Genomic DNA, 17,053 nt, shown 5'->3' with positions numbered 1-17,053 from the left:
ACGATGTCTGCTGAACAGAGATCCGATTACGACGTCGCCGTTGTCGGCGGCGGGCTCGTCGGGTCGGCGACCGCCTGGGGCCTCGCGCGCCTCGGGCAGAAGGTCGCCATACTGGACGAGGGCGATGTCGCCGTCCGTCCGTCGCGCGGCAACTTCGCGCTGGTCTGGGTGCAGGGCAAGGGGTTGGGCATGCCGGAATACGGCGCTTGGACCCGGCGTTCGTCCGACAGCTGGGGCGAGCTTGCGTCCCTGCTGCGCGACCAGACCGGCATCGACGTCTGTTTCGAGCGGCCCGGCGGCTTCATGCCGGCCCTGTCGGAAGCCGAGCTGGAAGACCGCGCCAACCAGTTGAAGCGGCTTCACAACCAGCAGGCCATGCTCCGCTACGACTACGAGATCATGGACCGCGCCGCCGTCGCGAAGGAGATGCCGTTCATCGGTCCCGATGTCGCCGGGGCGAGCTATTGCCCGCTGGACGGCCACTGCAATTCGCTCAAGCTCTTCCGCGCCTTCCATACCGGGCTAAACCGCTTCGGGGCCGCCTACCTGCCCAACCGGCGGGTCGAGAGCATCGAGCACCGCGACGGCGGCTTCCGCCTGACGACGGTGGGCGGCGGCGAGGTCAGGGCCGGCAGGATCGTGCTGGCCGCCGGCCATGACAGCGCCCGGCTGGCCCCCATGGTGGGCCTGAGCGCTCCCGTCCGGCCAGAGCGCGGTCACGTCATCGTGACGGAGAAGACGGCGCCGTTCCTGAAGTTCCCGGTCGGCTATATCCGCCAGACCGACGAGGGCGGCGTGATGATCGGCGACAGCTTCGAGGATGCCGGCTTCGACACGACGGTCCGGCCGGGCGTCACCTCCACCATCGCTGAGCGCGCCGTCCGCGTCTTCCCGCTGCTGGGCAAGTTGAACGTGGTGCGGACCTGGGCTGCCCTTCGGGTGCTGAGTCCCGACGGCTTCCCGATCTACGAACAGTCCGTCACCATGCCCGGCGCCTTCGTCGCCACCTGCCACAGCGGCGTCACCCTGGCCGCCAACCATGCCCTGGCGCTGGCTCCGCATATCGCGGCCGGCAAACTGCCCGAGGAATTCGATGTATTCAGCGCCCGGAGGTTCGATGTTCCGAAGGCTGCATGACGCCGCCGGCGAGCGGGTCCCGTTCACCGTCGATGGCCGCGCCGCCGAGGCGCTGGCAGGTGACACCGTCGCCGCCGCCCTTCTCGCCAACGGGATCACCGTCTGCCGGAACACGCCGGTATCGGGCGCTCCCCGTTCCCCCTACTGCATGATGGGCGTCTGCTTCGACTGTCTGGTGACGATAGATGATGTCGGCAACCGGCAGGGCTGTCAGGTTCGGGTAGCTCCTGGCATGCGGATCGAAACCCAAGACGGCAAGCGGGAGATCGACCGGTGAGCGACGTCAAGACGAGCTACGACCTTGCCGTGATCGGCGCCGGTCCCGCCGGCCTCGCCGCCGCCACACTGGCGGCACGCCAGGGCATTTCCACGGTCCTGCTGGACGAGCAGCCGGCGCCGGGAGGGCAGATCTACCGCTCGGTCACGGAGACGCCCGTCCGCGACCCGAAGGTGCTCGGTCCCGACTACTGGCACGGCGCCGGGCTGGTGAAGCCGTTCCAGGAGAGCGGTGCAGATTATCTGCCGGGGACGACGGTGTGGAGCGTTTCCCGCAATCTGGAGATCGGCTTGTCGCGGGAGGGTGCGGCGCGCATCCTGCCGGCCAAGCACATCATCCTTGCCACCGGCGCCCTGGAGCGGCCCTTCGCCGTTCCGGGCTGGACGCTGCCCGGCGTGATGGGAGCCGGGGCGGCTCAGGTCCTGCTGAAGTCTTCCGGGTTGGTGGCTACCGGCAACGTCGTGCTAGCCGGAACCGGGCCGCTGCTGTGGCTGCTGGCGTGGCAGTATCTCCGCGCGGGTGCTGAAATCACTGCCGTTCTCGACACCACGCCGCGGGCCAACTGGCGGCAGGCGATGCCGCACATGACCGGCTTCGTCCGCTCCTGCTATATCGGCAAGGGGCTGAAGCTGCTGCTCGACGTTCGCCGCAAGGTCAAGGTGATCGGCAACGTCACGGCGCTGCGCGCGGAAGGAGACGGACAGGTCCGGTCCGTCGTCTACCGTCAGGGCAACGGGGCGGAACAGCGGCTTCCCGCCGAGACGCTGCTGCTGCACCAGGGCGTCATCCCCAACCTCAACCTCGCCAACGCGATCGGCTGCGCCCAGTCCTGGGACGATGCCCAGCGCTGCTGGACGCCGCAGACGGATGGCTGGGGCGCCACCACGGTCGAGGGCGTTTCGCTGGCCGGAGACGGCGCCGGCATCGGCGGCGCGCTTTCCGCCGAGCATCAGGGCCGGCTGACGGCGCTGGACGCGCTGCATCGCCTTGGCCGGATCGACCGCCAGCAGCGCGACCGCGACGCGGCACCGCATCGGGAAGCACTGGAGAAGGCCAGGCAGGGACGGGTCTTCCTCGACACGCTCTACAAGCCGGCCCAGGACTTCCGCGTGCCGTCCGACGACACCATCGTCTGCCGGTGCGAGGAAGTGACGGCGGCGCAGGTCCGCGATGCCGTCAAGCTAGGGTGCAGCGGTCCCAATCAGGCGAAGTCGTTCCTCCGCTGCGGCATGGGTCCTTGCCAGGGACGGCTGTGCGGACCGACGGTGACCGAGGTGATCGCGGACGCGCGGGGAGTTTCCCCAGCGGAGGTCGGCTATTACCGCCTGCGTCCTCCCGTCAAGCCGATCACGCTGGCGGAGCTTGCCTCGCTGCCCAAGCGCGAGGACGAGATCGACGCCGTCCTGCATCACTGAGGACGTATAAGCCATGTCCGGATACGACGTCATCGTCATCGGGGGCGGCCTGCATGGCTGCTCCACCGCCCTGCACCTGTCGCAGCGGGGTGTCCGCGTGCTGGTCGTGGAAAAGGACCATATCGGACGCCATGCATCCGGCGTGAATGCCGGCGGGGTGCGGCAGCTTGGCCGCCACGTGGCGGAGATCCCGCTGTCGGTGGCGTCCATGGCGCTATGGCATCGCATCGGCGAGCTGGTGGACGACGACTGCGGGTTCGAATGCCACGGGCAGATCAAGGTCGCCGAGACGGAAGAGGAACTGGCGGACGGGCATGCCCGCGTCGCCGAACTCCGCGCCCTGGGCTTCAGCCACGAGGAAGTGGTGGATCAGGCGGAACTCCGCCGCCTCGTCCCGGCGATAGCGCCGCACTGCGTCGGGGCGGTCGTCTCGCGCGGGGATGGCGCCGCCATCCCGTACCGCACCACCTTCGCCTTCAAGCGCAAGGCGGAAAGCCTGGGCGCCCGGTTCGAGGAAGGGTCGGCCGTCACCCGCGTCGCCCGCGCCGGTCTGAACTGGCGGGTCAAAACGGCCGCCGGCGGGCGGTTCGAGGCGCCCGTCCTGGTCAACTGTGCGGGAGCCTGGGCCAACCGCATCGCCGCCCAACTGGGCGAGCCGGTGCCGCTGGAAGTCATCGCCCCCATGCTGATGATCACCGCCCGCCTGCCGCCCTTCATCAAGCCCGTCGTGGGGGCGACCGGCAGGACGCTCTCCTTCAAGCAGTTCCCCAACGGCACGGTGCTGATCGGCGGCGGCATGCTGGGGCGGGCGTCGCCCGACGAGAACCGGACCGAGCTGGACTTCACCAATCTGGCGATCAACGCGCGCACGGTCTGGGACCTGTTTCCGGTCATGCGGAGCGCCACCGTCGTCCGGGCCTGGGCCGGGATCGAGGCCCGCATGCCGGACCAGATCCCGGTCATCGGCCCCAGCGGCACGGAGCTTGGTGTTTTCCACGCCTTCGGCTTCTCCGCCCACGGCTTCCAGCTCGGTCCCATCGTCGGGCGGATACTCGCCGACATGATCACGGGCAATGGCACCCCCCTGCCGATCTCGCCTTTCCGCATCCAGCGCTTCCACCAGCCGGCGGTCGCCGCCTGAACCCCCTTACCTACCCAGGAGACTGAAGTTGCCGATACAGCGCGTCCACCCCGGCCCCCGCATGAGCGAGATGGTGATCCACAACGAGACCGTCTATCTGTCGGGCCAGATCGCCGACGACGGTTCGACCGACGTAGAATCCCAGACCCGCGACGTGCTGCGCCAGATCGACGCCCTGCTGGCGGAAGCCGGCACCGATAAGACCAAGCTGCTGACCGCTACGATCTATCTTGCCGATATCGGCACCTTCGCCTCAATGAACAAGGTGTGGGACGCCTGGGTCGATCCGGCGAACGCCCCTGCCCGCGCCACCGTCGAAGCGCGGCTTGCCGCCCCCGAATACCTCGTCGAGATCCAGGTCGTAGCCGCCCGCTGAGCACGGCCTGAAAGCACTCACGACACCTAGATCCAACCACCGGAGCACCTGAATGAAACGTCTGGCCCTCGGCTTGGCGCTGAGCCTCTTCGCGTCCATGCCGGCCCTGGCGGACGGCTCCGCCATCCGCATCGCGACGGAGGGCGCTTATCCTCCCTTCAACCTGACGAAGCCGGACGGGCAATTGGCCGGACTGGAAGTCGACCTGGCGAACGCGCTCTGCGAGCGCATGAAACGCTCCTGCACCGTCGTCGCCCAGGACTGGGACGGCATCATTCCCGGCCTGATGGCGCGGAAATACGATGCGATCATGGCGACGATGAACATTACGCCGGAACGGCTGAAGTCGATCGCGTTCTCGACCCCTTACATGGTCGTGCCCGCCTATTTCGTGGCGGCGACCGGATCGGGCATCGACGGAACGCTGGAAACCCTGCGCGGCAAGGAAATCGGCGCGCAGACCTCCACCACCCATTACCGCTACGCCGAGAAGCACTTCGGCGACGCGGTGACCCTGCGGAGCTACGACACGACCGCCAACCTGCTGGCCGACCTGAAGAGCGACCGCATCGCGGCCGCCATCACGACCGGCGCCACGGCTTCGGACTGGGTGCGGGAGGATGCCTCCAAGAGCATCCAGCTGGTCGGCAAGCCCCTGATCGACGCTGACGTGTTCGGTCCTGGTATCGGCGTCGGTCTCCGCAAGGACGATACGGCGCTGAAGCAGGACTTCGATGCCGCCATCGAGTCCGTCGTCAAGGACGGAACGCTCGCCGGCATCGCCGCCAAATACGTCGATTTCTCCATCACCCCCTGAGCGCGGCTTCCTTCCGCCTCTTTCACTTCCCCAAATCAGGAGAGACCTTATGGTCAAGCGTATCGAAAAGACCCGTATCATGCACCGCGCCGTCGAGCACAACGGCATCGTCTTCCTCGGCGGCATCATCGCCGACGACGTGACTGTGGGCATGTACGGTCAGGTTCAGCAGATCTGCAAGAAGCTGGACTCTGTGCTGGCCATGGCCGGCACGGACAAGACCAAGCTGCTTTCGGCCCAGCTCTTCGTCACCAAGATGGCGGCCAAGGAAGAGATGAACGCCGCATGGCTGGAGTGGCTGGACGGCAACGACTATCCGACCCGCGCCACCATCGGCGTCGCCGACCTCGGCGATCCGGCTATCCTGATCGAGGTGGTGGTGACCGCGGCGGCCTGACGCCGGTTTCACTTCCCGGATTGACGCGTCACCGGCGATCAGTCCGGGATCGGCGGCGCCATGGCGCAGGCCTCCGTCAGTTTTTGCAGGTCCGAGATCGTCACGGTACCGCCCAAGGTCCGGACGCCGGACGGCCGCAGATTGGCGAAGGCACGGGACAGGTTCTCAGGCGTCGTGCCAAGCCGGGTCGCGAGGAGCGCCTTTTCGACCGGCAGCGTCACTGTGACCGTCCCGTCGGGCTTGGTGGCCGCCTGCGCCGCCAGCACGAGCAGATAGCAGCCAAGGCGCTCGGTCGCGGAGTGGAGCTTGAGGTCCTTGATCTGTCGGACCAGCATCCTGTAGTGCCGGGAAAGCGAGGCGAGCATGCCTGCGGCCAGCTTGGCATTGGTCGAGACATGCTCGCGGAGCGCCTTCGCCGGGATCAGGAGAACGCGTGAGGGAGGGAGCGTCCTGGCCGCCATCAGGTAGGGCGCATCCGTCAGGACGGCGGCCAGTATGAAGGCCTCTCCGGGTTCCATGAACTCGACCACGACCTCCTTCTCATCCATGCCGCGCGCGGTCAGTCCGACCCGCCCGTCGATCAGCACATGAAGGAATTCAGGCCTGTCACCCTGACCGAAAAGTACGGCATCGGCCGGCAGGTCGTGGACGACCGCAGCCTCCAGCAGCATATCCAGATCGCCGGCCGGCAGCGACTCGAAGACTGGGTGGCCAGCGATCCACCTGCGATCCGAAGCTTCCATCGCCCGGCCTCTTTCATGAAGTACAGCAGCGTTCAACTCAGTGAATTCAATAGCCGTCTATCAAAAAACAATTCCTAAATACCAGCATAAGCTTAACTGCGTGGTTCATTTTTTTGAGGTCGAACCAGACGATCCTGCATTCCAGCGGGGCCGCCAAGATGCCGAAGTTTCCACTCCACTGAGCCATGAAACCTTCGGCAGCCCGACTTTTTTAGTGAAGCACAGCGTCAGAGGCGGAAGGTCACCGTCATTCCGCTGAAGGAACCCGGCAGAGTGACTGCATAGGTGGTGTTGCCAGCAACCACTTGTCCAGGCCTGGTCGCTCCGGAAGCGACGGCATTGAGGCCGGCGTTATCCGACATGGTGCAGGAGACGTTGGTGGGCGTGACCTGCAAGCTGCTGGAGTTGTAGGGCCAATGGGTCGAACCATCTACGACATAGTATAACATTCTACTTTCCTTTCAGGGTTTGTATTGAACGGGTCCCTGTTGGGCACCGTTTCAATCGGGGTATGCTCCATAAGCAAAGGCGTTGACCGACGGATCGAAATGCGTCACGGACTGCGTGTCGAAGAGAAGATCCACCGGCAGATAGCGGCCGAGCTGGATGGACGACGCGATCGGTGCCGGTGCGGCATCCTGCTGGGAACTGGCAGTTGCCGACGAAGGAGCCGAACCTGGGATCGGCTGTAGGAGAGATGCCGGCAGCGTCATACCGGTCGTGATGTTCTGGCCGATCAGGACGTAAAGAACGGTCGAAGGCGGCCTCAACAAACGATTTTCGAACGGTTGCAGATCGTAATAGCTGAAGGCTGCCGTGCTCGTGGCACCGCCGACCGATGAATTGCCTATCGTCAGAGCCAATCCGGTGGTCACCGCAACAGCTCCCGTGCCGACCGGCATGTACCTTATGCTGACCAAACCGGGTATGCCCGGGCCGTCGTTCGTGATCGACGAGCCGTTGAACAAATAGGCTTGGCCATAGGAGACCGCACTGACCAGATTTACGGTCACGGAACCGAACGGGGTCACCTTGGCAGGCGACAGAAACAGTACCGGCGTAGTATCGACGGTCACCAGCGACTGGTCACCGAACGGCAGGAAAGACTGGACCACCACCAGCGTATTGTCCTGGGACGGATCGGAACTGGTTATCAAAACCGTCTGACCGGTGTCGATCAGGAACTGCTGCGACTGAGAGTCGACTTCGATAGTGAGAGTCAGGCTCTGGAGCGATGCTGCCGCGGCTGGCGCGGACATCACGGCTTCCATTGCCTGACGGCTGCATCCGAGTCCGGAAAGAAGCAGAGACGTGAGGGCGATGAGCCGAAAAAGTCGATAGATCATCGTGTAACTCGCGGCTTTACCTTGAACCTATGGCCGCTCTCACGAGCGGCCATACGACTCTTGCCGATGCCGGATCAGGAATTGACGACCTGCGTGATCGAGGCACCGGAGTTGACCGGCGTCACCGGCGCCGTGTTCGGCGCATTGGTGATCCCATAGGTGCCGGCCATGACATCAAGGAAGTACTGCGCCGACGAGTTGAACGAGAAGCTGGCACCCGGCGCCGCTATCGCCGACTGGACGCTGCCCGAGACGGCATTGGTGATGGCGTTGACCAGCATGACGGACTGGTTGGGGGTCATGAAGATGGTGTTCTGGGCCGGCAGGGTGAACGCGCAGAACGGAGTGTAGGAATTGGACGCGTTGAACGCGGCCGGAGCCGACAGACCGACGGTGAGCGTCTGGGTGGTGCCATTGAAAAGGCCGACACTGTTGGCCGGAACGACGGTGCCTGCCGGCATGCCGTACGTCCAGGAGCCGTTCTGGGCGAAGGTGAAGCCCTGGCCAAGACCGGTGACCGGGGATACGGCCTGCATGTTGATGACGGTGCCCTGAGCGATCGGGGACTGGCTGGTCGTGTAGACCTGATAGGTCGGAGTATAGGTGATCGTCTCGGTGCCGAAGACCTGGGTATAGGGAACGGTGAACCAGGTCGGAACGCCGGCCGTGATCTGGCCGGTGCCGGACGCGCCGAGATATCCCACCAGTGAATAATTGAGTTCCTGCAAATTCGTCAGAACTGCCTGTTCATCAGACGAGGTAAAATCAAACTGCATCGTGAAGTTAGTGCTCATAATCATCCTCGTGTATGTTTTCCGCCTGGCACAGCACCAGACTGAATACAAGTTAGCCATTGAGATTTTTTACTTCAAATCAAAAAGCCTCAAAAAAACAAATATTTTACTGTGCATACTATGCTAATTTCTGTTTACCCAATTTAAAACATTAAAAATCACCAAAAAAGCCGAGATATTGCATGCTCACGAGTGTTTTTATTAGATAAATTCCAATTCATGTAGCAAATGCAATTTCCAATTGCCATATTTCTTAACGGTAATGAATATTCAAGTTTATTTCCTAAAATTAATAGGCACTTTGTTTTACTATTGGGCATTCTCTAGCGGTTTAACCGTTTTGATGGCATATTTACAATCATGCACAGCCTTAAGATGCTTATATAGCATTGCATATTTTGAAGTTGCAATGTACTGTCACACACACTGAAATCGAGTTTGCCGCAAATAGACTTCGTTTTTTCCTAGTACGGGCATGAGAAAAACCAATCCCCCATCAAAATGGCTTTCCATCGACATGACGGACGCGCCAGCGGAAATAACAACGCACGATTGAGCGACTCGATTCGTCGAGACAGCATCGCGGCGGCCCTATCCAACGGGGGCGGCCATAGGCGAAGCTTTGGATCAGCCTGCTTGCTCTCTCGAGAGAGTTCATGATATGTTCCTTCCCTTGCTTCACCCGCTCCTGCACGGAGCCGAGATCGAAGACGCGCCATCGACCATCCGGACTACGTAAAACCGAGGCCAGGATATGGAACCTAGGATTGACGAAGCGGTATTGGACGAACGTCTTGCAGCCTTGGAGACGGTACGGACCTGGAGCCCCCGGCTTGTTTCGAAACTGGAAACATTTATCCGGACCGGCGATGACCGCAGCCTGTTCCGGATCAATCCGCTGGCTTTCGCCGAAGAGCGAAGCATCGACGATGCGGAGGCGATCGATCTGTTCCTGCACGCAACGTCCCTGGGCCTGTTCGAAATGGATTGGCTTCTGGTGTGTCCGTTATGCGCCTGTATCGTGCAGAGCTTCGGCAGTCTGCGCACCTTGGAAAAGCATTATCGGTGCAGCCTGTGCCGCACCGATTACCAGGCGGCGCTGGACGACTTCATCACCATCACCTTCACCGTAGCCTCCAAGGTCCGGCCGATCGCTTTCCACGAACCGGAAAAGCTGAACGCCTTTGACTACTGCTTCGAGTGCCGGTTTTCGCCCGACAGCCTGACGGCGGAGGGAGCAACCTGGATTTCCGTCTTCAAGGAGGCTACCCGTGATATCCGGTTCCTGGCGCCGAATTCGACGGCACGGATCGACATCGGCGTCGAACACGGAACGCTCATTGGCTGGGACATCGATACCGATGCGAGCTTCACCCTCAGCGTCACCGGCGAAACGGCACCGGCCCATCAGGCACTGTCCATTCAATACAATGAGAAGTCATGTGAGCCGGCGGATGACCGGATCGCTCCGGGCGAGGTCGCACTGGAAGTCCGGAACGGTTCGGACCGGCGCCGCCTGATCGGCATCTATGCGCTTCCGGAAGGATTTTCCCATCCGCACGTTCATTTCAGGCCTTTCCTGACCGGCAAGAGGCTGCTCACCTCCCATACCTTCCGAAGCCTGTTCCGGTCCGAACTGATCAAGGCTTCAGAGGGAATCGGCGTCAAGGACATCACGCTGCTGTTCACCGATCTCAAGGGATCGACGGCGCTGTACGACAGGATCGGCGACCTTAATGCCTTTTCCCTGGTGCAGCAGCATTTCGACCGGCTTCAGGACGTAACGGCGGCGAACAACGGGACCGTCATCAAAACCATCGGCGATGCCGTCATGGCGGCCTTCATGAACCCGTCCGACGCGGTGAAGGCGGCGGTCGCGATGCTCGACGAGATGGAAACGTTCAACCGCGACCATCACGACCGCCTGCTGATCCTGAAGATCGGACTTCACAAGGGCGCATCGATCGCGGTTACGCTGAACGACCGGTTGGATTATTTCGGGCAGGCGGTCAACATCGCGGCACGGATACAGAGCCTCGCCGAAGCCGAGGAAATCTACATGAGCCGGGAGATCTACGATTATCCCGGAGTGAGCGCCCTGCTGGAGCCGTTCGCCGTGGAACGGCGGACGGTTCACCTGAAGGGCGTCAACGTCGAGATGCCGGTGTTCCGCGTCGCCGTGGACAAGGTCAGCTTTCGAGCACCGCCCGCAGGAACGCCTGGGTCCGTTCGTTCTGCGGATCATTGAACAGCCGGTCGGGAGGACCCTGCTCCAGGATCCTGCCCTGGTAGAAGAAGCAGACCCGGTCGGCGAACTCGCGGGCGAAACCCATCTGGTGGGTGACCATCAGCATGGTCAGGTTGTGCTCATGGGCGAGATCGCGGATCACGCTCAGTACTTCGCCCACGGTTTCCGGATCGAGCGCCGACGTCACTTCGTCGAACAGCATGACGCGCGGCCTCATGGCAAGGGCGCGCGCGATGGCGACCCGCTGCTGCTGCCCGCCGGAAAGCTGGGCCGGATAGTGGTTCACCTTGTCGCGCAGGCCGACCATGTCGAGCAGGTCGCGGGCACGGGCGTCGGCCTCGTCCTTGTCTATGCCCAGCACATGAACCGGCGCTTCAGTGACGTTGCGGAGCACGGACATGTGCGGGAACAGGTTGAACTGCTGGAACACCATGCCGACGTTCTTGCGCATCTCGCGAAGGTGGCGGCCGTCGGCTGGAACCAGACCGCCGTTCTTCGGCATATGCCAGAGGGGAGCGCCGTCGATCTCGATCGATCCCTTGTCCGGTCGCTCCAGCGTCATCAGGACGCGCAGCAGCGTCGATTTGCCGGATCCGCTGGGACCGATCAGGGCCACCTTCTCGGCGGGGGCTATATCGAGGTCGAGATCGTCAAGCACGACGAGGCTGCCGAACGCCTTGCAGATCCCGCTGAAACGGATCATCGGCTTCGCCCCTGAAGGCATGGTTCGGGACATGTCGAGGTCGGGCGTGGCCACCTGGGCTGGGGAGGGATTGGACATCGGCCTGGGCTCCGCTACTGGCATGGGTCAAATCCGGCGCAGCACGCCGAGGTGATTTTCGAGGCGGCCGATCAGGACGGCCGAGATGAGGCTGACGATTAGGAACAGGAGCCCGACGATAGTCAGCGGCTCCAGGTATTGGAACGTCTCCGATCCTTCGATCTTCGCCACCTGCATCATCTCCAACACCGTGATCGCAGACAGCAGCGGCGTGTCCTTGAAGATCGCGATCAGATAATTGCCGAGCACCGGGACGACGGGCGGCAGGGCCTGGGGCAGGATGATCGAGCGGAAAGTATGGAGCGGGCTGAAATCGAGCGCCCACGCCGCCTCCCACTGGCCGCGCGGCACGGCGTCCAGCCCGGCCCGGTAGACCTCCGCCGTGTATGTCGCATAATGGACCCCGAGACCGATGACGCCGGTGATGAAGGGGGATGTCTGGATGCCGAAACCCGGCAGGACGAAGAACAGGAAGTAGAGCTGGACGAGCAGGGGCGTCGAGCGGATGAACTCCGCCAGCGCGCCGACCGGAACCGACAGCCACAACCTGCCGGAACGGCGGGCCAGCGCTATCAGCATTCCCAGCACCAGCGCTATGACGAACCCGACCAACGCCGCCTGCACGGTGACGATCAGCGCGTCGAGCAGCTTCGGCAGAACCTCGAGGGCATAATCCCAATCCCAGATCATCGCGCCATTCCCTTCAAGCGGCCGACCGACAGGCGACGTTCCAGCGTCCGGAACACCGACGTGATGCCCAGAGCGATCAGGAAGTAGAAGACCAGAACAGCCATGAAGATCGGCGCCGTCTTCAAGGTTGCCGTATTGAGAAGCTGACCCTGAAAGGTAAGGTCGGTGATTGTGATGAGGGAAACCAGGGCGGTCGCCTTCAACAGCTCGATCATCAGGTTGTTGAACGGCGGCAGCATGGCGACGACGGCCTGGGGCAGGATCACGCGGCGCATCGCCAGCGCCGGCGACATGTTGAGCGCCAGCGCCGCTTCGTGCTGGCCACGCGGGATCGCCAGAACGGCGCTCCGCACCACTTCGGCGCCATAGGCGCCGATATGCAGCCCAAGCCCCAGCACGGCGACCGTCATCGGCGACAGCGACAGGCCGAACAGCGGCAGGGCGTAGAACAGCCAGAAAAGCTGGACCAGCGCCGAGGTTCCTCGGAAGAACTCGACATAGGTCACGGCGGTCCAGCGCACCGGACGCCAGGACGACATCCGGGCCAGTCCCGCGACCAGGGCGCAGACGAAGGCCAGAACGCCCGCCATGGCGGTGATCTGGATAGTGATCAAGGCGCCCTGAAGCAGGTTGCCGTAGAACTCGATCGGTAGAAACATGACGGCGTCCTTCCGTCATCGGGAAGCGGCGGCAGCCGGCGCGGTTGCGCCGGGCCGCTTCAGGAAAAGGCGGTTACTTGCCCGCGCACAGTTGTGCGGTGGTCTTCTCCGGCATCTCGGTCTTGGTGAAGCCGAACGGTTCGACCAGGGCCAGATGTTCGTCGGTGCCGCGGTAGGCGACCAGGACCTTGTTGAAGGCTTCGAGGAAGTCCTTGTCCTCCGGACGGAAGCCGAAGGCGCCGTAGCCCCGGATGCTTTCGCCGTCGATCACGGGGTCCTTGAACGGCTCCGCCCGCTCCAGACCGTCGCCGTTCTTCGACAGCAGGTCCTGAATGGTCAAGGCCGTGCCGGCATAGGCGTCGACCCGGCCGGTGCGCACGCCCGCCAGGGCGCTGGGGCCGTCGGGGAAGACGACGAGCTGGGACTCCGCGACGCCCATCTTGCGGGCGTAGCCGGCTTCGACCGCACCCGCCATGACGCCGAGCTTAGCGGAGGAGTTCTGGGCGAAGTCCTCGTAGCCTTGCAGCTTCTTCGGGTTGCCGGCGGCGACCGCGAAGGCCTCGCCGATCGAGTAGCTGGGTTCGGAGAACTGGACCTGCTTGCAGCGCGGCGGCGTAATGTACATGCCGGCGGCGATCATGTCGAAGCGTCCGGCCCGCAATCCGGGAATCAGGGCGCCGAACTCCGTCAGGACGCCCTCGACCTTGGTGACGCCGAGTTGCTTCAGGACGGCCTTGCCGACTTCCGGCGCTTCTCCGGTCAGCTTGCCGTCGGGCGTCTGGTAGCCGAACGGCGCTTCGTTGGCGAAGCCGATGCGGATCTCGCCGGTTCGCTTGACGCGCTCCAGAGTGGTTTCGGCGGATGCGGATGCTGCGGTCAGCGTCAGGCCGATGGCGGTCAGTGCTACCGCGGCAAGCCGGGACCAGGATTTTACGTTACGCATTGCTCAACCTCACTGTTCATCGTTGTCGTTTGTCTTGGCCGTTTCTTATTCTGAAACTTTTAACCTGATGGTCGCGTCACAGCCGGACGGCGACGACCGCCAGGGTGTCGCCGGTCCGGATGATTCCGGGAAAATGACGGGCCGCGAGGATGCCGTCCAAACCGGCGCGATACTCCCGCGCGGCAAGGCCGGTGCGGCCCATGGGGTGAATTCGGGCGACGAGCTCGCCGGACCGGACAGGCTCGCCCAGATCGACGCACATTTCCAGGATGCCGTCGTCCTCGGCGGTGGTGAAGCATTCGGGACCCGGCATGTCCATCCGGATGCCGGGAACCCGGTCCGGCTCGCCGGACAGGATGCCGGCGTGCTTCAGGACATTGCGGACGCCGCGTTCAGCAATCGCGATCGTTTGCGCGGTGGCTGTCCCGCCACCACCAAGCTCGGTCGTGACGAAGACCTTGCCCATCTCCTCGGCGGCGCTGTCGTACATCCCGACGCTGTCGATCTCGAGCATCATCATGCTGTAGGGGGCGGAGAACGCCTCCATCGCCGCAACGCATTGAGCCTGTTGACGCTGATCGGGCAGCAGATGCGCGGCGGCGAAGGGGACGAAGTCCAGCGTCTTGCCGCCGGAATGGAAGTCCAAGACGATATCGGCCAAGGGCAGCAGGGTACGCTGGAAGTAGTCGGCGATCTTCTGCGTGGCGGTTCCGTCCGGCTTCCCCGGAAAACTCCTGTTCAGGTTGCCGGCATCGATCGGGGACGTCCGGCGGCCTGCCTGGAAGGCCGGGAAGTTCATCGCGGGCACGATGATGACGCGGCCCGCAACGTCCTCCATCTTAAGATCGTTAGCCAGTTTCAGCAGGGCGACGGGACCTTCGTATTCGTCGCCATGATTGCCGCCGGTCAGCAGGGCGGTAGGACCGTCGCCGCGCTTGACAACCGTGACGGGGATCATCACCGATCCCCAGGCCGATTGGTCGTGCGAATAGGGTAGCTTGAGAAAGCCGTGCTGAACGCCGTCGCGGCTGAAGTCCACGGTCGGCGTGATCGGCGACGGACGCAGGTCCCGCGTGACGATGCCCATGGCTTCAGTCCTTCACGAACAGCTTGCGCGGATAGGTGCAGAAGGTCTCCGACCCGGTGTCGGTGATCCGGAAGCTCTCGGTGATCTCCAGCCCCCAGTCGTCCTGCCAGATCGCCGGGATCAGGTGGAAGCACATACCGGGCTGGAGGACGGTCCTGTCGCCGGGGCGGAGGCTCATGGTGCGCTCGCCCCAGTCCGGCGGATAGCTGAGGCCGATCGGATAGCCGCAGCGGCTTTCCTTCTCTATCCCGTACTTGGCGATGGTGCGCCGCCACGCCGCCTCGACCTCCTCGCAGGTATTGCCGGGCTTCGCGGCTTCGAGGGCGGCGACCATTCCTTCCAGAACGGCCTTTTCGGTATCCAGGACCTTCTGCGGCGGCTTGCCGAGCCAAACGGTACGCGAGAGCGGGCAATGGTAGCGCTTGTAGCAGCCGGCGATCTCGAAGAAGGTGCCCTCGCCCGTCTTGAAGGGACGGTCGTCCCAGGTCAGGTGCGGGGCGGAGGCGTCGATGCCCGACGGCAGCAGCGGGACGATAGCGGGATAGTCGCCGCCGTAGCCGTCCACGCCGCGAATGGCGGTACGATAGATCTCCGCGACGAGGTCGTTCTTGCGGATGCCGGGTTCGACCAGTTCCAGGATGCGGGTGTGGATCGCTTCGACGATGCGGGCGGCGACGGTCATGTACTCGATCTCGCGCGGAGACTTGACCGCGCGCTGCCAGTTGACCAGGGCCGTCGCGTCCTTGAACGAGGCGTTGGGCAGATGTTTGCGGAGAGAATTCAGGCAGGCGGCGCTGAAATAGTAGTTGTCCATCTCGACGCCGATGGACCGGCTTCCCCAGCCTTTGCTCTCGACGATGCCCGACAGGTAGTCCATCGGGTGACGCTCGGTCGATTGGACGTAGTAGTCGGGATAGCCCAGGATATTGTCCTGGTTCATAAAGACGGTGCGGCGGGCGCCGTTGGCGTCCTGACCCCTGCCGTACCAGAACGGCTCGCCATCCTGGGCCAGCAGCACGCATTGATGGACGTAGAACGACCAGCCGTCATAGCCGGTCAGCCACGCCATGTTGGACGGGTCGGTCACGATCAACAGGTCGATACCCTGGGCGGCCATGGCCTTGCGGGTGCGGTCGATCCGATTGGCGTATTCGGACCGGTCGAAATTCAGGGAAACGTCGGTCATCGGGATTGAACCTTGGATGGTCAAGACGTGAAGCGGGTGCCGGCGCCGCGCTCACCGGCGCGGCGGGCGGCCAGGGTCGCGATGGCGGTATCCTGAACGCCGGTGCCGGTCAGATCGCAGACGGTGATCTGCTGCGGCCCGGTGCGGCCGGGACGTTGGCCGGCGACGATCTGGCCGAGTTCCGGCAGGTCGGCATTCGCCGGGACGAGCCCTGCGGCGATGGCGTGGTGAAGCTCGCCGAGCACGGATGTCTGGCTGACGCGGTCGGCGACATAGAGGTCGGCGCGGGCAAGCACGGCGGGCGACAGCTCGTTCTTGTGTTCGGCGTCGGAACCCATCGCGGTGACATGCTGTCCGGGTCTCAGCCAGTCGGCCTCGATCAGCGGCTTCGGGCTGGGCGTCGTCGTCACGACGATGTCGGCGGACGCCATGACGGCGTCGGGGGCCGTGCAGACGGTGACCGGCAGGCCGGTCCTGCCGCGCATGTCGTCGGCGCAGCGCGCCGCCTTTTCGCCGTCGCGCGCCCAGAGGAAGACGCTGTCGATATCGCGGACCAGACGAAGCGCGTCGAGCTGCATGCGGGCCTGCATGCCGGCGCCGATGATCCCGGCTGTCCGGGCATCCGGACGAGAAAGCCATTTGGCGGCGACGGCGCCGGCGGCGGCCGTCCGCACATCCGTCAGGTATCCGTTGTCGAGCAGGATCGCCTCTACCAGACCCGTCCTTGCGCTGAGCAGGACCATCAGCCCGTTGACGCTGGCGAGGCCCAGCTTCGGATTGTCGAAGAAGCCGGGGCTGATCTTGATGGCAAAGCCGTCGAGACCGGGCACGTAGGCCGTCTTGACGTCCACCTCTCCGTTATGCTCGGGAATGTCGAGACGGAGGATCGGCGGCATGGCGACGGCCTGCGTTGCCAGGGCGCGGAAACAGTCCTCGACGCAGGCGACCGCCGCCGCGTCCAGGGCGACGCAATCCCGCAGCTCGGCCTCGGTCAGAATCTTCAGATCGGGCATCCG

At 63.7% G+C, this 17,053-nt stretch carries 19 protein-coding genes; 8 read left to right on the top strand and 11 right to left on the bottom strand.

The annotated features are described in order from the left end of the window. Positions 1 to 3 precede the first annotated feature (3 nt). The 7 genes from N826_RS05610 to N826_RS05580 are packed head-to-tail and all read left to right on the top strand — an operon-like array spanning position 4 to position 5,560. On the top strand, positions 4 to 1,137 hold the full coding sequence (locus N826_RS05610; protein ID WP_044426557.1) for an NAD(P)/FAD-dependent oxidoreductase: 1,134 nt from the start codon (positions 4 to 6) through the stop codon (positions 1,135 to 1,137). Beyond that, positions 1,118 to 1,414, top strand: coding sequence for a (2Fe-2S)-binding protein (locus N826_RS05605; protein ID WP_044426555.1), 297 nt, complete (start codon positions 1,118 to 1,120; stop codon positions 1,412 to 1,414). Before N826_RS05610 ends, N826_RS05605 begins: the two co-directional genes overlap by 20 nt. Beyond that, positions 1,411 to 2,829, top strand: coding sequence for an FAD/NAD(P)-dependent oxidoreductase (locus N826_RS05600; protein ID WP_044426553.1), 1,419 nt, complete (start codon positions 1,411 to 1,413; stop codon positions 2,827 to 2,829). Before N826_RS05605 ends, N826_RS05600 begins: the two co-directional genes overlap by 4 nt. Before the next feature lie 13 nt (positions 2,830 to 2,842). Next, complete coding sequence (locus N826_RS05595) at positions 2,843 to 3,970, top strand: NAD(P)/FAD-dependent oxidoreductase (protein ID WP_044426552.1); 1,128 nt, start codon at positions 2,843 to 2,845, stop codon at positions 3,968 to 3,970. 28 nt (positions 3,971 to 3,998) lie between these two features. Next, the gene (locus N826_RS05590) at positions 3,999 to 4,346 is read left to right on the top strand and encodes a RidA family protein (protein WP_044426551.1); all 348 of its coding nucleotides are present in this window, start codon (positions 3,999 to 4,001) and stop codon (positions 4,344 to 4,346) included. Between the two features lie 52 nt (positions 4,347 to 4,398). Beyond that, positions 4,399 to 5,163: a transporter substrate-binding domain-containing protein gene (locus tag N826_RS05585; protein ID WP_044426550.1), complete on the top strand. Its 765-nt coding sequence runs from the start codon at positions 4,399 to 4,401 to the stop codon at positions 5,161 to 5,163. Between the two features lie 49 nt (positions 5,164 to 5,212). Then, entirely contained in the window at positions 5,213 to 5,560 is a 348-nt protein-coding gene (locus tag N826_RS05580; RefSeq protein ID WP_044426549.1) for a RidA family protein, read from the top strand. A gap of 38 nt (positions 5,561 to 5,598) precedes the next feature. On the opposite strand, the gene N826_RS05575 is transcribed toward N826_RS05580, so the two are convergent. The 4 genes from N826_RS05575 to N826_RS05560 all read right to left on the bottom strand — a co-directional run bounded on the left by N826_RS05575 (position 5,599) and on the right by N826_RS05560 (position 8,443). Then, a complete protein-coding gene (locus tag N826_RS05575) occupies positions 5,599 to 6,303 on the bottom strand; it encodes a cyclic nucleotide-binding domain-containing protein (RefSeq protein WP_044426547.1) in 705 nt (234 codons plus the stop codon). A gap of 227 nt (positions 6,304 to 6,530) precedes the next feature. Next, positions 6,531 to 6,752, bottom strand: a complete 222-nt coding sequence (locus N826_RS05570) for a hypothetical protein (protein ID WP_044426545.1) — start codon at positions 6,750 to 6,752, stop codon at positions 6,531 to 6,533. Between the two features lie 51 nt (positions 6,753 to 6,803). Continuing rightward, positions 6,804 to 7,649, bottom strand: coding sequence for a hypothetical protein (locus N826_RS05565; protein ID WP_147040275.1), 846 nt, complete (start codon positions 7,647 to 7,649; stop codon positions 6,804 to 6,806). Positions 7,650 to 7,723: 74 nt separating this feature from the next. Beyond that, positions 7,724 to 8,443 (bottom strand): hypothetical protein, encoded by a 720-nt coding sequence (locus N826_RS05560; RefSeq protein ID WP_044426540.1) that lies wholly within the window; start codon positions 8,441 to 8,443, stop codon positions 7,724 to 7,726. Positions 8,444 to 9,197: 754 nt separating this feature from the next. On the opposite strand from N826_RS05560, the gene N826_RS05555 reads away from it, so the two are divergent. Further along, a complete protein-coding gene (locus tag N826_RS05555; RefSeq protein WP_044426537.1) occupies positions 9,198 to 10,691 on the top strand; it encodes an adenylate/guanylate cyclase domain-containing protein in 1,494 nt (497 codons plus the stop codon). Here the strand turns inward: N826_RS05555 and ehuA are convergent. From ehuA to N826_RS05520, 7 genes are all read right to left on the bottom strand, one after another. Next, positions 10,633 to 11,472 (bottom strand): ectoine/hydroxyectoine ABC transporter ATP-binding protein EhuA, encoded by an 840-nt coding sequence (gene ehuA / locus N826_RS05550; protein WP_044426536.1) that lies wholly within the window; start codon positions 11,470 to 11,472, stop codon positions 10,633 to 10,635. The genes N826_RS05555 and ehuA overlap by 59 nt on opposite strands. Positions 11,473 to 11,499: 27 nt before the next feature. Further along, entirely contained in the window at positions 11,500 to 12,162 is a 663-nt protein-coding gene (ehuD, locus tag N826_RS05545; RefSeq protein WP_044426534.1) for an ectoine/hydroxyectoine ABC transporter permease subunit EhuD, read from the bottom strand. Beyond that, positions 12,159 to 12,821, bottom strand: coding sequence for an ectoine/hydroxyectoine ABC transporter permease subunit EhuC (gene ehuC, locus N826_RS05540; protein WP_044426532.1), 663 nt, complete (start codon positions 12,819 to 12,821; stop codon positions 12,159 to 12,161). Before ehuC ends, ehuD begins: the two co-directional genes overlap by 4 nt. A gap of 73 nt (positions 12,822 to 12,894) precedes the next feature. Further along, positions 12,895 to 13,764, bottom strand: a complete 870-nt coding sequence (ehuB, locus tag N826_RS05535; protein WP_044426529.1) for an ectoine/hydroxyectoine ABC transporter substrate-binding protein EhuB — start codon at positions 13,762 to 13,764, stop codon at positions 12,895 to 12,897. A 76-nt stretch (positions 13,765 to 13,840) separates the two neighbouring features. Beyond that, entirely contained in the window at positions 13,841 to 14,851 is a 1,011-nt protein-coding gene (gene doeB / locus N826_RS05530) for a N(2)-acetyl-L-2,4-diaminobutanoate deacetylase DoeB (protein ID WP_044426527.1), read from the bottom strand. 4 nt (positions 14,852 to 14,855) lie between these two features. Continuing rightward, positions 14,856 to 16,037 (bottom strand): ectoine hydrolase DoeA, encoded by a 1,182-nt coding sequence (gene doeA, locus N826_RS05525; protein WP_044426526.1) that lies wholly within the window; start codon positions 16,035 to 16,037, stop codon positions 14,856 to 14,858. A 20-nt stretch (positions 16,038 to 16,057) separates the two neighbouring features. Then, on the bottom strand, positions 16,058 to 17,050 hold the full coding sequence (locus tag N826_RS05520; protein ID WP_044426524.1) for a cyclodeaminase: 993 nt from the start codon (positions 17,048 to 17,050) through the stop codon (positions 16,058 to 16,060). Between the last annotated feature and the right edge of the window lie 3 nt (positions 17,051 to 17,053).

The sequence above is a fragment of the Skermanella aerolata KACC 11604 genome (genome assembly GCF_000936425.1).
In the GTDB taxonomy this organism is placed as follows: Bacteria; Pseudomonadota; Alphaproteobacteria; order Azospirillales; family Azospirillaceae; genus Skermanella; species Skermanella aerolata.
Note: the sequence above shows the minus strand (reverse complement) of the source record. Positions and strands in the feature narration are given on the sequence as shown.

Bases quoted from the DNA above. Each gene is read 5' to 3' on its own strand.
- N826_RS05565 (WP_147040275.1), bottom strand. From the start codon at position 7,649: ATGATCTATCGACTTTTTCGGCTCATCGCCCTCACGTCTCTGCTTCTT.
- N826_RS05570 (WP_044426545.1), bottom strand. From the start codon at position 6,752: ATGTTATACTATGTCGTAGATGGTTCGACCCATTGGCCCTACAACTCC.
- doeA (WP_044426526.1), bottom strand. From the start codon at position 16,037: ATGACCGACGTTTCCCTGAATTTCGACCGGTCCGAATACGCCAATCGG.
- ehuD (WP_044426534.1), bottom strand. From the start codon at position 12,162: ATGATCTGGGATTGGGATTATGCCCTCGAGGTTCTGCCGAAGCTGCTC.
- N826_RS05555 (WP_044426537.1), top strand. From the start codon at position 9,198: ATGGAACCTAGGATTGACGAAGCGGTATTGGACGAACGTCTTGCAGCC.
- N826_RS05585 (WP_044426550.1), top strand. From the start codon at position 4,399: ATGAAACGTCTGGCCCTCGGCTTGGCGCTGAGCCTCTTCGCGTCCATG.
- N826_RS05560 (WP_044426540.1), bottom strand. From the start codon at position 8,443: ATGAGCACTAACTTCACGATGCAGTTTGATTTTACCTCGTCTGATGAA.
- ehuA (WP_044426536.1), bottom strand. From the start codon at position 11,472: ATGTCCAATCCCTCCCCAGCCCAGGTGGCCACGCCCGACCTCGACATG.
- N826_RS05520 (WP_044426524.1), bottom strand. From the start codon at position 17,050: ATGCCCGATCTGAAGATTCTGACCGAGGCCGAGCTGCGGGATTGCGTC.
- N826_RS05595 (WP_044426552.1), top strand. From the start codon at position 2,843: ATGTCCGGATACGACGTCATCGTCATCGGGGGCGGCCTGCATGGCTGC.
- N826_RS05580 (WP_044426549.1), top strand. From the start codon at position 5,213: ATGGTCAAGCGTATCGAAAAGACCCGTATCATGCACCGCGCCGTCGAG.
- doeB (WP_044426527.1), bottom strand. From the start codon at position 14,851: ATGGGCATCGTCACGCGGGACCTGCGTCCGTCGCCGATCACGCCGACC.
- ehuC (WP_044426532.1), bottom strand. From the start codon at position 12,821: ATGTTTCTACCGATCGAGTTCTACGGCAACCTGCTTCAGGGCGCCTTG.
- N826_RS05575 (WP_044426547.1), bottom strand. From the start codon at position 6,303: ATGGAAGCTTCGGATCGCAGGTGGATCGCTGGCCACCCAGTCTTCGAG.
- N826_RS05610 (WP_044426557.1), top strand. From the start codon at position 4: ATGTCTGCTGAACAGAGATCCGATTACGACGTCGCCGTTGTCGGCGGC.
- ehuB (WP_044426529.1), bottom strand. From the start codon at position 13,764: ATGCGTAACGTAAAATCCTGGTCCCGGCTTGCCGCGGTAGCACTGACC.
- N826_RS05605 (WP_044426555.1), top strand. From the start codon at position 1,118: ATGTTCCGAAGGCTGCATGACGCCGCCGGCGAGCGGGTCCCGTTCACC.